General features: G+C 41.1%; 11 protein-coding genes. All 11 read right to left on the reverse strand.

Features of this window, described 5'->3' with window-relative positions; all coding sequences use genetic code 11:
* Positions 1-23: 23 nt before the first annotated feature.
* Positions 24-1,421, reverse strand: a complete 1,398-nt coding sequence (gene rhaB / locus BLP50_RS10765; RefSeq protein ID WP_090154590.1) for a rhamnulokinase — start codon at positions 1,419-1,421, stop codon at positions 24-26.
* A gap of 165 nt (positions 1,422-1,586) precedes the next feature.
* Positions 1,587-3,392, reverse strand: coding sequence for a carbohydrate-binding protein (locus BLP50_RS10770; RefSeq protein WP_090154592.1), 1,806 nt, complete (start codon positions 3,390-3,392; stop codon positions 1,587-1,589).
* A gap of 284 nt (positions 3,393-3,676) precedes the next feature.
* Positions 3,677-4,930, reverse strand: a complete 1,254-nt coding sequence (gene sstT / locus BLP50_RS10775; RefSeq protein ID WP_090154594.1) for a serine/threonine transporter SstT — start codon at positions 4,928-4,930, stop codon at positions 3,677-3,679.
* A 117-nt stretch (positions 4,931-5,047) separates the two neighbouring features.
* Positions 5,048-6,499 (reverse strand): adenylosuccinate lyase, encoded by a 1,452-nt coding sequence (gene purB / locus BLP50_RS10780; RefSeq protein ID WP_090154596.1) that lies wholly within the window; start codon positions 6,497-6,499, stop codon positions 5,048-5,050.
* 266 nt (positions 6,500-6,765) lie between these two features.
* Complete coding sequence (gene purF / locus BLP50_RS10785; protein ID WP_090154598.1) at positions 6,766-8,208, reverse strand: amidophosphoribosyltransferase; 1,443 nt, start codon at positions 8,206-8,208, stop codon at positions 6,766-6,768.
* A 33-nt stretch (positions 8,209-8,241) separates the two neighbouring features.
* A complete protein-coding gene (locus BLP50_RS10790) occupies positions 8,242-9,108 on the reverse strand; it encodes a phosphoribosylaminoimidazolesuccinocarboxamide synthase (protein ID WP_090154600.1) in 867 nt (288 codons plus the stop codon).
* A gap of 56 nt (positions 9,109-9,164) precedes the next feature.
* Positions 9,165-10,709: a 2,3-bisphosphoglycerate-independent phosphoglycerate mutase gene (gene gpmI, locus BLP50_RS10795; protein WP_090154602.1), complete on the reverse strand. Its 1,545-nt coding sequence runs from the start codon at positions 10,707-10,709 to the stop codon at positions 9,165-9,167.
* A complete protein-coding gene (locus tag BLP50_RS10800) occupies positions 10,709-12,088 on the reverse strand; it encodes a CapA family protein (protein WP_090154604.1) in 1,380 nt (459 codons plus the stop codon). Before BLP50_RS10800 ends, gpmI begins: the two co-directional genes overlap by 1 nt.
* A complete protein-coding gene (locus BLP50_RS10805) occupies positions 12,075-13,265 on the reverse strand; it encodes an SEL1-like repeat protein (protein WP_176753759.1) in 1,191 nt (396 codons plus the stop codon). The genes BLP50_RS10800 and BLP50_RS10805 overlap by 14 nt, the downstream gene beginning before the upstream one ends.
* Positions 13,266-13,485: 220 nt before the next feature.
* Positions 13,486-14,232: a triose-phosphate isomerase gene (tpiA, locus tag BLP50_RS10810; protein ID WP_090154609.1), complete on the reverse strand. Its 747-nt coding sequence runs from the start codon at positions 14,230-14,232 to the stop codon at positions 13,486-13,488.
* Positions 14,233-14,592: 360 nt separating this feature from the next.
* A complete protein-coding gene (locus BLP50_RS10815) occupies positions 14,593-15,816 on the reverse strand; it encodes a phosphoglycerate kinase (RefSeq protein WP_090154611.1) in 1,224 nt (407 codons plus the stop codon).
* Between the last annotated feature and the right edge of the window lie 30 nt (positions 15,817-15,846).

The following is a 15,846-nucleotide window of genomic DNA, read 5'->3' on the forward strand; positions in this document are numbered from 1 at the left end:
AGGGTCACCCGGCGCCTTTTATATTATCCATATATTTTTACATCAAAAGACTCTGCCACTGCCCTTCTTGCTTCCTCAAGAGATGAAAACTCATTTTTTGCAAGCATTTGTACAATTATATTTCCTATAGCAGTAGCTTCTGTCGGTCCAGCAGATACAGTAAGCCTAGTTTCTTTGGCTGTCAGCTCATTGAGATACTTAGCATTAGAACCACCGCCAACTATAAATAATTTTTGATATTTCACATTTTGAACGAACTCTATCTCTGCCAAGGTCTTTTTGTAGCATACAGCAAGACTATGATAAATAACCCTAGCAAAATCGGAAGGTTCTTTAGGTTCCGGTTGATTTGATTCTTTGCAAAAAGTAACCACCGCATCCATCATAGATTTCGGTGCAAGAAACCTCTCATCATTACAATCAACTATAGAATCACAGCTACTCTCCTCAGCCATCTCACAAAGCTCTGCAAATGAATATTTATCATCCAACTCCTTCTTTAAACTCTGAATCATCCAAAGTCCCATTATATTTTTCAAATATCTGAAGCGATAATTATAGCCTCCTTCATTTGTAAAATTCAGGACATGGGATTCCTTTGAGCAATCAGGTTTCATGGCCTCAACTCCCATAAGAGACCAGGTACCTGAGCTTATGTAGAGGGTATTTTTCTCATTTGAAGGAACTGCAAGCACAGCTGATGCCGTATCGTGGGAACCTGGAAGAATAACTTCACAATCAAAACCTATTTCTTCTGAAACCTCTTTTCTTAAATTCCCAAGACTTGTTCCGGGAACTTTTATTTCTTGAAAAATCTCTTTTGGGTACCCAAGCATATCAATAAGCTCATAATCCCATGACTTAGTATTTGGATTAATAAGCTGACTTGTGGTTGCAATAGTATATTCTGAAGCCTTTTTCCCCGTTAAAAGAAAATGCATGTAATCTGGCATCATAAGCAGAGCCTTAGCATTTCCTAACTGATTAGGATTTTGCGTTTTGACCGCCATAAGCTGATAAATAGTATTGTAGATAGCCTTTTGAATTCCTGTTCTTGCGTATAAATCTACCTCAGAAATGATTTTATAGACTTCTTTATCCATCCCCTCATTTCTACTATCTCTATAGCCTACTGCCTGACCAATTAAATTATCATTCTCATCAAGCAGGACAAAGTCTACGCCCCAGGTATCCACACCAATTGTAGAGGGTATTTTTCCTATAGCCTTGCATTTCTTAAGTCCTGTAAGAATCTCACCAAATAAATACTTGGTATCCCAGCATAAATGTCCCTTAATATCTTTCAAACCATTTTCAAATCTATGGATTTCTTCAAGTTTAATTATTCCATTTTCAGTTTCACCTAATATAAGTCGCCCACTGGACGCCCCCATATCAACCGCCGCAAAATATTTTCCCATAATGCCCCCTTTTAATTATCTATCTATAAATAGAATTATAGCTTCTAGAAATATGGGAAAGTATTACTTTGCTGGCAATTTATATAATCTTTTTCACAACAAAAAATGGCACCTGCAATTACTTGCAGATGCCATCGTACTTTTATTTAGGCAATAATTTTACAATTACTGAACTGACACATCAAGTGTATTTCCGATGCTACCTGTTCCGATAATACCGAACTGAATTGACTTTCCGTTCTCAATATGTGAGTTCCAATCAAGTGGAGTGATTACATAGTAGTCACCCTCCTCTTTAATATTTACACACCAGCTATCGTCGATGCTTACCTGGTCTTTTCTAACCTTAACTGTCCAGCCATTAGTTGTAGAACCTGACTTATTATCTACAAAGAAGTCAACAGTATAGCCTGTGCCCCAGCTATTAATCTGATATCTAACATTTAATCCCTCAGTAACTACTGGATCTGGGTTAACTGGGTCTGGATTAACTGGCTCTGGAGTTACTGGATCTGGGTTAACTGGGTCTGGAGTTACTGGATCTGGATCTACAGGATTTGGAGTTGTCTTTCCTGGTAATACTTTAAGTGTATCAATATCTGCCACACCGTTTGTCACAACAAAGTAAAGATCATGCTTTCCTGAAACTGTTGAATCAATCTTTACAGCTGTACTCTTGAATGCACCCATTGACATAATCTTGACTGTTCCAAGCGACTGACCATCAATGCCATCGACACGTACGTCTACTTTTGTATTTGGCGCTGCTGACTTAGCATTAATCATTACTCCAGCGATACCCTGTGTTAAATCTACATCCTTAAATGCAATATATCCGTTTGCCTTAATTGATGTATATGTTACATCGTCTAAAGTCGCAACATCTGCTAAATCCTTTGCGCTTGCTGCTTCAGCCTGGAAGTCTGAATAAGGATCTGCAACTACTGATGTTTCTGGCTGTGGATCTACAGGATCTGGAGTTACTGGAGCTGGATTTTCTGGCTCTGGATTTACATTTGCTCCAGGCATTAATTTCCACGAATCAAGATTTACTGTACCTGTCTTTGCAACTAAATATACATCATGTTTGTCTGTAATATCTGATGTAAACTTCACAGCATTTGTTTTAAATTCATCTGGAGATGCAACCTTTACAGAAGCAACCGCTTCACTGTCAAGGCTATCAACATGAAGCTCTAATGATGTATTTGGTCTATCTGATTTAGCTGTAATCATCAAGCCTGAGATACCCTTTGATAAATCAACATCCTTAAATACGATATATCCATTTGCTTTAATACCAAGATAGTTAACACCATCCTTGCTTAAAGGTGCTGCAAAATATTTATCCTGTGCGGATTCAGCTTCTACTGTATCATATGGATTTAATGTTGTAGTTGGATTCTCTGGTGTTTCTGGCTGTGGATTTTCCGGCTGTGGATTTTCTGGCTGTGGATTTTCTGGCTGTGGCTCTTCTGGCTGTGGCTCTTCTGGCTGTGGCTCAGTTGTCTGAGCTGCCACTGCTGACCAATAGTCAATTGACACAGATCCACCTGCGCCTACAAATGCGATAGTATCTTTACCCTCTACATTCTTCATTGCTGCAGAGAAATCCTTATACTCGCCATTTGTATTTGAAAGCTTGATATTACCTAGAACTTCGCCATCTGCTCCGTCCTTTCTTACTTCGATAACAGCTGGGCCTTCTGCTTTAGCAGAAATAGCGATTTTTGAAAGACCTTCTGAGAAATTAACATCCTTTACAAAGAAATAATCACCCTTATCAATACTTGATACTACCTTAGCGCCGCTTGCTTCTGTGATGACTTCAACACCTGAATCACCAAACTTTGCTTCAGCCTGAATTGTCTTATAAGGATTAAAAGCAGGTGCTGCCTCAACTGTAAGCGCTGGAGCAGTGATTCCAGCAGCTAACAGCATACTTAATATAACTGGTACTTTTCTTTTCATAAAACTTTATACCCCCTTGGTATTTTTTGTGTATACGGAAATTTCCGAAAACGTTTACGTCGCTCGAGCATTTTCAATTGTAATAATTATGTAATAGATTTACTTTCTAATTCTTGCCTTGCAGTTATTAATTGTTGCCTTTTTATACACATTAGTGGCATAAACGCGCATAATCGTTATAATAAACGTAAAATAACCAATCAATTATGTAATATATACTTAATTGATTGGTTATTTTCTTGTTATTATCAGTTATTTTGTATAACTATTGGTTAATATTTGTATTATATATCTAATTTGGTATCACCACCCAAGAATGTTGGAAGTGATTTTCCATTCTTTTTCCACTGAGCATATTCAGCTGTAGCAGCAAACATAACGTCACCAGATGAATTAAGAGCAGTCTCAACAGAATCCTGCACTACTCCAATGATAAAGCCTACTGCAACTACCTGCATTGCAACATCTCCATCTACACCAAATAAAGAACATGCCATAGGAATAAGAAGAAGTGAACCGCCAGCTACACCTGAAGCACCACATGCTGCAAGTGTTGAAATAAATGCAAGAATAAGCGCAGTTACAAAGGATACATGGATACCTACTGTATTTGCAGCTGCAAGGGACATAACTGCTATAGTAATTGCTGCACCATCCATGTTTATTGTTGCACCAAGAGGAATTGATACAGCATACATTTCTGGATCCATACCAAGCTTCTCACAAAGCTCCATATTTACTGGAATATTTGCAGCCGAGCTTCTTGTAAAGAAAGCTGTTACGCCAGATTCTCTGAGACATCTAAATACAAGAGGATAAGGATTTCTTCCGAGAACAATTGCTGCCAAAAGTGGATCTACAACAAGTGCAACAGCTACCATACAGCCAACTAAAAGCAATAAAAGCTTGCCATAATCTGTAAAAATAGACATTCCATTTGTAGAAATATTCTCGTATACAAGACCCATAATACCAAATGGAGCAAGCTGAATAATCCATCTTACAGCTTGGGAAACTATTTCAGAAATGTCTCCCATCATCTTTTTAGTAGCATCACTGGCAATTCTCTTAGCTGCCACACCGAGCACAACTGCCCAGAAAAGAATACCAATATATCTTCCCTCAGCAAGTGAATTAACAGGATTAGATACCATGTTGACTAAAAGATTAGAAAGGACCTCGCCTACGCTTGAAGGAATTGTATCTGCCTGAGCAGCCTCAGTAAGAGTAAGTGTCTGTGGGAATATAAAGCTTCCAACTACAGCGATTACAGATGCAAGAAGTGTACTTGTCATATAAAGGATAAGTACAAGGCCAAATCTTCTGTCTAGCTTGTCATTGCCCTGGGCAAGAGCTGCAATCACAAGAACAAATACAAGCACAGGAGCCACTGCCTTTAAAGCTCCAACAAATATTGTGCCAAGAAGTGAAAGAAAGCCAAGATTGTCAAAGGCCAATCCAAAAGCCACTCCCAACAACAATCCGATGATGATTCTTAGAATCAAACTTACACTAGTGTACTTTTTAATTAGATTCATACGTATATTCTCCCTTTTGTAAAATTATGGTTTAATTCTACCGCTTTAAACTGATGAAGTAAAGGAATAAACAAAAAAGTCACTCCCTAAGGAGTGACTTTAAAATGCTATAAATAATTAAACATTAATCTCAGCCTTAACACCAAGAATTTCTTTGTTAGCATCAAGAATTGGGTTGATAACATCACGAAGATAAACTTCAACCTGACGTGGGCTACGTCCAACATATCTGCTAGGCTCCATTGTAGCCTCAAGCTCCTCAAGTCCCATTGGGAACTGATCATCATCAGCGATAAGCGAAAGCAAGTTATTCTCCTTACCCTCTACCTTGACATTCTTGCCTGCCTCCATAGAAAGTGTACGAATCTTCTCATGAAGCTCCTGTCTATTGCCACCAAGCTTAACAGCATCCATCATGATATTCTCTGTAGCCATAAATGGAAGCTCAGACATAAGACGCTTTGTAATAACCTTGTCGTATACAACAAGACCATCTACTACGTTAAGGCAAAGGTCCAAGACACCGTCAGTTGCAAGGAAACCTTCTGCTATAGAAAGTCTCTTATTAGCTGAATCATCAAGTGTTCTCTCAAACCACTGTGTAGCTGATGTAATAGCTGGATTAAGTGCATCAATCATAACGTAGCGAGAAAGTGATGCGATACGCTCAGAACGCATTGGATTTCTCTTATAAGCCATAGCTGATGAACCAATCTGGCTCTTCTCAAATGGCTCCTCTACTTCCTTCAAATGCTGAAGAAGTCTAATATCGTTTGACATCTTGTGTGCTGAAGCGGCGATGCCTGCTAAAATATTGCAAACTCTAGTATCTACCTTTCTAGAATATGTCTGACCTGACACTGGATAACAAGCATCAAATCCCATCTTCTTAGCGATAGTAGGGTCAATCTTGTCAATTGTCTCATTGTCACCATTAAAGAGCTCTAAAAAGCTTGCCTGTGTACCAGTTGTACCCTTTGAACCAAGAAGCTTAAGAGTAGAAAGTACATAGTCAAGATCCTCAAGATCCATAACGAACTCATTGAGCCAAAGTGTTGCACGCTTACCAACTGTAGTTGGCTGCGCTGGCTGGAAATGTGTAAATGCAAGTGTTGGCTGAGCCTTGTATTTCTCTGCAAAATTAGCAAGCTCTGCAATAACATTTACAAGCTTCTTTCTGATGAGAAGAAGTGCATCACGCATGATGATTATATCTGTATTGTCGCCTACGTAACAGCTTGTAGCTCCAAGGTGGATAATACCTGCAGCCTTAGGACACTGCTGTCCGTATGCATACACATGGCTCATTACATCATGTCTTACTTCCTTCTCACGAGCCTTAGCAACATCATAATTGATATCCTCAATATGCTGCTTCATCTCATCAATCATATCCTGAGTAATAACTGGCTTGCCATCCTGAGAAAGACCAAGTTCCATCTCTGTCTCAGCAAGTGCAATCCAAAGTCTACGCCATGTAGAAAACTTTTTATCCTGGGAGAAAATATACTGCATTTCCTTGCTTGCATATCTCTCAGAAAGTGGGCTAGTGTATCTATCTGTGCTCATAATTCTCTCCTTCTAAAACCGTCATACGATAGATTATGATTGCTACGTATGACTATTATCAGGTTACGCATTCATAGCCTTGGCAAGCGCGAGCAGGGGTGCTGAAGGTCCGGTGGACCTTCGCTAAGCACCGACCGTAGTGGAACGGAGACACGTCATGCCGGGCATGGGAGGGACCTACACCGGGCGGGTGGGGCCCATGGCCGAGTATGAAGGGTGCCCTGCGGGAGCCTGAAAACCTAGGTATGCGTAACAAATTGACGTCATCATTTATCGTAATCTCCACGAATATCATTTTCTGGTGGATCCATAGGATAGTTGCCATCAAAGCAACCATGACAAATCTCAAGTCCGTCTACCATCTGTGAAAGTCTGTCGAACTGAAGATATGCCAATGAATCGGCACCTATGATTTCACGGATTTCCTCTACTGTATGGTTGTAAGCTATAAGCTGCTCACGGCATGGTACATCAGTACCAAAATAGCAAGGCCACAAGAATGGAGGTGATGAAATACGTACATGGACCTCTGTAGCGCCTGCATCTCTAAGCATCTTAACAATACGATCAGATGTAGTACCACGAACAATTGAATCGTCAATCATGATGATTCTCTTGCCAGCAACAACCTCACGAAGCGCATTAAGTTTTACCTGAACAGAAGACTCTCTACTAGCCTGCTTAGGTTTGATGAATGTACGACCTACATATCCATTTTTAACAAAGGCTGTTCCATAAGGAATGCCTGACTCAAGTGAAAATCCAAGAGCCGCTGCATTACCAGACTCAGGAACACCAACAACCAAATCAGCATCTACTGGTGAATCCTGCGCAAGATAACGTCCTGCCTGAATTCTAGACTCATATACTGACTTGCCATCAAATGAACTGTCAGGTCTAGCAAAATAAATATACTCAAATATACAACGAGCATGCTTGTCCTTAGAAACACATCTGCTCTTGTCGGATTTGATTCCAAAATCTGGAGAAATAGTAACAATCTCTCCTGGCTCAATATCTCTGATAAACTCAGCACCAATTGTATCTAAGGCACATGACTCAGATGCTATTACGTATGCATTGTCACGCTTACCGATGCAAAGAGGTCTGAATCCCTGTGGGTCACGGGCAGCAATAAGCTTACGTGGTGACATTACTACAAGTGAATAAGCACCCTTGATTCTGTCACAAGCTCTAGCTACAGCCTCTTCTACAGTTGCACTGTTAAGACGCTCTCTTGCTATTAGATAAGCGATAGTCTCAGAATCGATAGTAGTCTGGAAAATAGCACCAGTCATTGAAAGCTCATCTCTAAGCTCCTCTGCATTGATAAGATTACCATTGTGGGCCATGCCGAGAATTCCCTTGATGTAAGAAAGCACAAGTGGCTGAGCATTCTCTCTACAAGATGAACCTGCGGTAGAATATCTTGTATGTCCTACACCGATATCGCCGTGCATTCCCTCTAAGATATCCTGATTAAATACTTCATTTACAAGTCCCATGCCCTTATTCAAAGAATAATTGCGCTTAGGACCATTGGTGTCTGAAACGGCGATACCGCAGCTCTCCTGGCCTCTGTGCTGTAAAGCAAAAAGGCCATAATAAATAGAGGAGGCAACGTCCCCACCGTCGAAATCATACATCGCAAAGACGCCGCACTCCTCGTGCAAATCGTCCCATGGAGTATCCTTAATAATTTCCTTCATAAAATCTCCTAATACAATAAAATCACTGGATTCTTAAATCGCAAGCTCCTTGCCAGTAAGAAGCTTGTAAGCCTCTAAATACTTAGCGATAGTCTTATCAATTACATCCTGTGGAAGGAGGTAATCAGAATCTGGATTTGCCTTTAACCAATCACGTACAAACTGCTTATCAAAGGATGGCTGACCATGTCCAGCCTCATATCCCTCAAGTGGCCAGAAACGTGAGCTATCTGGAGTAAGCATCTCATCTGCGAGAACAACATTGCCCTCCTCATCGAGACCAAACTCAAACTTTGTATCAGCAATGATAATTCCCTTTGTAAGAGCATAATCTGCGCACTTCTTGTAAAGAGCAATTGTCTTGTCGCGAAGTGCCTCAGCATACTCTAAACCGTGACCTGGGAATTCCTTTTCAAGAACCTCAATGGAACGTTCGAAAGAGATATTTTCATCATGATCACCAATTTCTGCCTTAGTTGATGGAGTGTAGATAGGTTCTGGGAGCTTATCAGACTCCTTAAGTCCAGCTGGAAGTGAGATGCCACAAACTGTACCGTTCTCTTTGTAGCTTGCCCAACCTGAACCTGTGATGTAACCACGAACGATGCACTCGATTGGAAGCATTGTAAGCTTCTTGCACATCATTGACTTACCCTTGTATTCATCATTTCTGAAGAACTCAGGCATGTCGTTAACATCAGTTGAAAGCATGTGATTTGGAACAATGTCTTTTGTAAGGTCAAACCAAAACTTTGACATCTGTGTAAGAACTGCACCCTTATTAACGATTTTGTTCTTTAAAATAACATCGAATGCAGAAATACGATCTGTGGCTACCATGATAATGCTATCACCATTATCGTATACTTCTCTTACTTTTCCTTCTTTAATTGGTTTCATAATCAAATCCTCTCTCTTATCTATTTAATTTTATTTAACAGCAATGCTGTCATTAACTATTTCTTGATGAGTAGTGACTTACCAGTCATCTCCTTAGGCTGCTCAAGGCCCATGATCTCAATAAGTGTAGGAGCAATATCGCAAAGAGCTCCACCCTCGCGAAGTGTATAGTCACTATCATAGTTAACTAAGATAAATGGAACAGGATTTGTTGTGTGAGCTGTGTGTGGCTCTCCTGTCTCATAATCAATCATCTTCTCAGCATTTCCGTGGTCAGCGCAGATGAATAATGCTCCATCCATCTCCTTAACTGCCTCGACTGCCTCTCCTACAAGTGAGTCTACACGCTCTACAGCTGCAACAGCTGCCTCTATAACGCCAGTATGACCAACCATATCTGGGTTAGCAAAGTTGATAACGATAACATCGTATTTGTTAGACTTGATAGCGTCTACAAGCTTTGCTCCAACCTCTGGTGCTGACATCTCAGGCTTAAGGTCATATGTAGCTACATCCTTTGGTGAGTTAACAAGGATTCTCTCCTCGTCCTTATTTGGCTCTTCAACACCACCGTTGAAGAAGAATGTAACGTGTGCGTATTTTTCTGTCTCAGCAAGTCTAAGCTGCTTTAAGCCATTGTTAGCAAGGAACTCGCCGAAAGTATTTGTAATGCTCTCCTTCTCGAAAGCAATGTGCTTGTTAGGGATTGTCTCATCATAATCCTTGAAGCAAGCATAGTATAATGTAAGGAATTCTCTATCGAATCCTGTGAACTTGTCATCGCAGAATGCTCTAGTAATCTCACGAGCTCTATCTGGACGGAAGTTGAAGAATACAACTGAATCGCCATTCTTAACAACTGAAAGTGGCTTGCCATCAGCATCTGTAATAACTGTAGGAAGAACGAACTCATCAGTAACTCCCTCATCATAAGAAGCCTGCATAGCATCTGAAACAGATGTAGCAAGAACGCCTTCACCCTTAACCAAAGAGTTGTAAGCCTTCTCTACACGATCCCAGTTGTTATCTCTATCCATTGCATAGTAACGACCAGAGATAGAAGCAATTGCTCCAACACCGATTTCATCGATCTTCTTCTGGAGAGTCTCAAGGAAATCCTTACCAGAAGCTGGTGGTGTATCTCTACCATCAAGGAATGCATGTACATAAACATTTGAAAGACCGTTCTTCTTGCACATCTCAAGCATTCCATAAAGGTGCTCGATGTGGCTGTGTACGCCACCGTCAGAAAGAAGACCCCAAAGATGCATATCTCCGCCTGTCTTCTTGCAATTATCAATTGCCTCTAAAAGAACTTTATTATTGAAGAAATCGCCATCATTGATAGCCTTAGTAATTCTAGTTAAATCCTGATAAATAATGCGGCCGGCACCGATATTCATGTGACCAACCTCTGAATTTCCCATCTGTCCGTCTGGAAGACCAACAAACATTCCTGATGCCTGTCCCTGAACGAATGGACACTCAGCCATAAGCTTGTCCATAACAGGTGTCTTTGCCATTGCAATTGCATTTCCCTTTGGATTGTCATTGAGACCATATCCGTCGAGAACCATAAGTACTACTGGTTTTTTACTCATTAAAAATCCTCCTTAATATGTCCCTGCTCATCAATAACAGCAGAACTAGATAAGCCATTAAGGCTGTTTATTATATCACTATATTTTTCATCTTCTGAGGAAAGCATAGTGGTAACTCCATTGCTAAAATGACATGGTATAAAATATGTCTCTATCTCACCATCCGGTGTGATTCTAATCTGTGCCATACCTGTACTGTAATCAGATGGCATGTTGGCAGTAGTTGAAAACCAAAAATTGCCAAGGCTGTAGAAAATCGGAACATCATCCATATACTCTACTGTCTGCAGACAATGGGTGTGGCCTCCAACTATCACATCAGCCCCCGCCTCCACAAAGGAACGGGCAAGTGATGCCTGATCATTGCCATAGTAGGCATTACCCTCTGTACCCCAGTGAGGTACAACTATAACATAGTCCGCATTTGTCTGTGCCTTCTTGATAATCTGGCAAAACAACTCCGGATGTAGGCATTTTAAAACACCTGGTGAATCCGGTGTAGCCTCTTTTGTGTAGCTAAGTGTGCGCTCTATTTGAGTAGCTGCAACAATAGCTATCTTCCTGCCACCCACTATAAAGTAAAGTGGCTCGGCCGCTTCTTTTAAATCGGCCCCTGCCCCTACGTAAGGCATTGACGCATTACTAAGGGTGTCCAATGTATCTAGAAATCCTGTCGTATCATAATCGTATACATGATTATTAGCGACGGATACACAATCTACTCCAAGTTCCTTTAGAAGTCCAACTCTGCTTGGATTGGCTCTAAAGGTATATGCCTTTCCTTGAAGTGCCTGGCCTCTTGAGGTATAAGCAAACTCATTATTAATCATCAAGATATCGGCTGACTGCATCTCAAATAATAAATCTTCTGAAAAGCAATCCAAAATGCCCTCTTCTTGCTGTTCCATATAATTAGTGGTGGCTATACCATCTGCCAAAGACACATCGCCGGTGAAATCAATTACTATATCACCACCGTCTTCATTAGGAAGCACATATGTCTTTCTATTGTCATAGGCCTCAAGGCCTGTCTGTTGGCAATACTCGTACCAAAGTACATGTACACTTTTACCTGTAAGCTTATACCATATTTCTGGCGTGGTAAAATTAGCGTAACTAGCGATTTCTTTAATAGTCTCCTCGCCATATTCTGAGGTAATCATCATCAGAAAAGATTCATCAATGGGATGTCCCCCGATGAATTCCTTTGTAGCGCTATTCAAAATAGTGCCCCAAGCATCTGATAAATCCTCGATTTCGATAAGCTCAGGTTCAATTTCCCCTAAATTGTTGTCTTCTACCCCTGCGTGTGCACCGCATCCTGTTAATAGTGAGAAAGCAACAATAATCGCAACTGCCCTAAAGTTACAATTTTTCATTAATCTGTGCCTTTACTCGGACAACAGCCTCCGTAGCCCCTTCATAACCAGAATCGGCAGCCATCTCATAGTACGATAAAGCTGTTTCCAAATTCCTCTCAACCCCGTAACCGTTCTCATAAAGAAAACCTAAATTAACCTGCGCAATGGCATATCCCTGTAATGCCGCAAGCTTCTGATAATACACCGCTGATGCAAAATCAACATCAACGCCATATCCATTGTAATATAAATATCCGATCTGATTAAGCGCTGGCGCATAATCCTTATCGGCAGCAAGGAGATAGTACTCCATAGCTTTCTCGTAATCTCTGTCAACGCCTACACCGCTCTCATACATCTGACCAATGTAATAGCTAGCCTTTGCCGAACCATTTTCTGATGCAGTCTCAAAATGCTCTAAAGCTGTGTCCTCGTCAACTTCCACTCCATGGCCCTTAATATACATAAGGCCAAGTGCAATATTAGAATAATTAATAGAATCCTGATCCTGAAGAGCCATGCTCTCTGAACGAGTAACTCTACTATAATAATCAAATGCCTTGCTGTAATCTAAAGCAACTCCCAAACCGTGTTCATAGATAAACCCAAGATAATACTGGCCATCTAAATCATCAGCCTTGGCTGCGTCGGTAAGGAGCTCAACCACCTTATCTAAGTCATCAGACTCCTGCTCAGAACCAGTATCATCTGAATCTTTCTCATCATCCTCTGCTGCTATATTTTCTTCTGTATCCGGCTCATCTAAATTAGCTAGATACTCGCCTCTAGTAAGTATTACTCTTGCAAGACCTACCTTAGCATTATCTACTCCGCCATCAATGGCTGTATTAAATAACTCCTCAGCCTTGTCTAAATTCTGCTCAACACCTGTGCCTGTCAAATAAAAATAACCTAATGCGCAAGTGCCATCATAATCTCCAGAATCCGATGCCATCTGATACCAAGACAAAGCCTCTGTAAAATTCTGAGCAGTCTCCTCATCTCCGTACTCTAGCTTACGACCTAGCATAATCTGCGCCTGAGAGTCTCCCTCATAGGCAAGTACCTCAAGTCCACTGTATGACAATGCAGAATAATCCTCAACCTCAGTTCCCTCTATAGCAATCTGCTCTGTGGGAACCTGCTCTGCTGTCTCTTCTACGTCTGCCTTACCGCAACCCAAAAGTATACCCATTGGCAAGAAAAATAACGTTAAAAAACGAATATATACTTTCATTAATCCTCCAGTCTGAAATGAACAAAAGACGTCCATCAGCGCAAATTATATCATAAATAAGGGGATATTTAAACAAAAATAGCGCACCAGAGAACTGGTGCGCATGTAAAACTTTAGGAGTTTTTCTTACTTATAATTGACATTTTTAACAAAGTCATTAACAAAACCCATATAAATTTTAAGCATTAACGATCTTACCAAAGTCTGGCTTAAGAGAAGCGCCACCAATAAGACCACCATCGATGTTTGGCTTAGAAAGAAGCTCAGCAGCGTTTGAAGCGTTCATAGAACCGCCGTACTGAATACGAACTGCCTCAGCTGTAGCACCATCATAAAGCTTAGCAATAAGCTCACGGATGAATGCACAAACTTCCTCTGCCTGATCAGCTGTAGCTGTCTCACCTGTACCGATAGCCCAGATTGGCTCATAAGCGATAACAAGGTTCTTTACCTGATCAGCTGTAACGCCTGAAAGATCCCATGTAATCTGACGCTCAATCCACTCCTTGTATGTGCCAGCCTTGCGAAGTGCAAGTGACTCACCACAGCAAAGGATTGGTGTAAGACCAGCAGCGAATGCCTTCTTAACCTTTGCATTGATAAGGATATCATCCTCACCAAAGATGTCACGTCTCTCAGAGTGACCCATAATTACATACTTAACACCAGCATCAACAAGCATAGGAGCTGAAATCTCGCCAGTGAAAGCACCCTTATCCTCGATGTAGAAGTTCTCAGCACCAACATTAACGTTTGTACCCTTAACAGCCTCTACTACAGGAACAATATCAATTGCAGGAACGCAGTAAACTACGTCTACATTATCATTTACAACTAAATCCTTAAGCTCAGCAACAAGCTTTACAGCCTCAGAAGGTGTCATGTTCATCTTCCAGTTGCCAGCAATAATTCTTCTTCTTGCCATAATAGTTCTCCTCTCGCCATTGCATCATCAATATATCAAACACTCTCAACGACACGCTTGCGCTCTTATTCGCTCGTTACCCTACATAAGATGCTGCTTACGCACCATCTAAGTAGGGACGGCTCATCAAGGTCTAATAAGAGTATTTGCTATATTTCTGATTTATGGCTACTTATAATTTTTCTAATAATAAAATATATTGCCTCTACGAAGCTAAAATTCTAGTGTTTTCTAAAATTACAAGGCAATAGATATGCCAAATTTTTCATATTTGCTTTATTTCAAGGCAGTAGATGCGAAGCCGTAGTAAACCTACTGCAAGCATCTACTAACGCAGAAATCAAACTAATATGGAAAATTTTACTTGTCGTCTGCTGCGTAAACGCCAGGAAGCTCCTTACCCTCAAGGAACTCAAGAGAAGCACCACCACCTGTAGAGATGTGGCTCATCTTGTCAGCGAATCCCATCTGGTTAACAGCTGCTGCTGAATCACCACCACCAATGATTGTTGTAGCATCTGTATCAGCAAGTGCCTGAGCAACTGCCTTTGTACCTACAGCAAGTGCTGGGTTCTCGAAAAGACCCATTGGTCCGTTCCAAAGAACAGTCTTAGCTGTCTTAACCTTGTTAGAGAAGAGCTCTACAGTCTTAGGTCCGATATCACAACCCTCTCTATCTGCTGGCATGTTCTCTGTATCATATGTCTCTGTCTCGATTGGAGCATCGATTGGATCCGGGAACTCAGCGATTGTTACTGAATCAAGTGGAAGAAGGATTTCCTTACCCATCTTCTCTGCCTTCTCAAGCATCTCCTTGCAGTAATCAAGCTTTGTATCATCACAAAGTGACTTACCAATCTCGTGGCCAAGTGCCTTCTGGAATGTGTAAGCCATACCACCACCGATGATAAGTGTATCGCACTTCTCAAGAAGGTTGTTGATAACGTTAAGCTTGTCAGCTACCTTAGCACCACCAAGTATAGCTACGAATGGACGAACTGGATTCTCAACAGCGTTGCCAAGGAAGTCGATTTCCTTCTGCATAAGGTATCCAACTACGTTAGAACCACCCTTAGCTGTGATGAACTTTGTAACACCAGCTACAGAAGCGTGTGCTCTGTGTGATGAACCGAAAGCGTCACATACATAATCATCTGCAAGATCAGCAAGCTCCTTAGAGAAAGCCTCACCGTTCTTTGTCTCTTCCTCGCCACGGAAACGAGTATTCTGAAGAAGAACTACATCTCCCTCTTTCATAGCGTTAACTGCTGCTGTAGCAGCCTCGCCTGTTACGTTGTAATCTGAAACGAAGTTAACTTCCTTACCGAGCTTCTCTGAAAGTCTCTTTGCAACTGGTGCAAGTGACTCGCCCTCGTTAGGACCATTCTTAACCTTACCAAGGTGTGAGCAAAGGATAACCTTTCCACCATCAGCGATAAGCTTGTTGATTGTAGGAAGAGCTGCCTTGATACGTGTATCGTCTGTAATCTCGCCACCCTTAAGTGGTACGTTGAAATCGCAACGAACAAGAACGCGACGGCCCTTTACATTGATGTCATCAACTGTCTTTTTGTTTAATGCCATTTTAAATTCCTCCTTATAAACTTAGTCCGC

Source organism: Pseudobutyrivibrio sp. AR14 (assembly GCF_900101325.1).
Lineage (GTDB): Bacteria > Bacillota > Clostridia > Lachnospirales > Lachnospiraceae > Pseudobutyrivibrio.

What these genes read in the sequence shown, in the direction of transcription:
- BLP50_RS10815 (WP_090154611.1), bottom strand. Translation starts at nt 15,816, where the DNA reads ATGGCATTAAACAAAAAGACAGTTGATGACATCAATGTAAAGGGCCGT.
- gpmI (WP_090154602.1), bottom strand. Translation starts at nt 10,709, where the DNA reads ATGAGTAAAAAACCAGTAGTACTTATGGTTCTCGACGGATATGGTCTC.
- rhaB (WP_090154590.1), bottom strand. Translation starts at nt 1,421, where the DNA reads ATGGGAAAATATTTTGCGGCGGTTGATATGGGGGCGTCCAGTGGGCGA.
- sstT (WP_090154594.1), bottom strand. Translation starts at nt 4,930, where the DNA reads ATGAATCTAATTAAAAAGTACACTAGTGTAAGTTTGATTCTAAGAATC.
- BLP50_RS10800 (WP_090154604.1), bottom strand. Translation starts at nt 12,088, where the DNA reads ATGAAAAATTGTAACTTTAGGGCAGTTGCGATTATTGTTGCTTTCTCA.
- purF (WP_090154598.1), bottom strand. Translation starts at nt 8,208, where the DNA reads ATGAAGGAAATTATTAAGGATACTCCATGGGACGATTTGCACGAGGAG.
- BLP50_RS10805 (WP_176753759.1), bottom strand. Translation starts at nt 13,265, where the DNA reads ATGGGTATACTTTTGGGTTGCGGTAAGGCAGACGTAGAAGAGACAGCA.
- purB (WP_090154596.1), bottom strand. Translation starts at nt 6,499, where the DNA reads ATGAGCACAGATAGATACACTAGCCCACTTTCTGAGAGATATGCAAGC.
- BLP50_RS10770 (WP_090154592.1), bottom strand. Translation starts at nt 3,392, where the DNA reads ATGAAAAGAAAAGTACCAGTTATATTAAGTATGCTGTTAGCTGCTGGA.
- tpiA (WP_090154609.1), bottom strand. Translation starts at nt 14,232, where the DNA reads ATGGCAAGAAGAAGAATTATTGCTGGCAACTGGAAGATGAACATGACA.
- BLP50_RS10790 (WP_090154600.1), bottom strand. Translation starts at nt 9,108, where the DNA reads ATGAAACCAATTAAAGAAGGAAAAGTAAGAGAAGTATACGATAATGGT.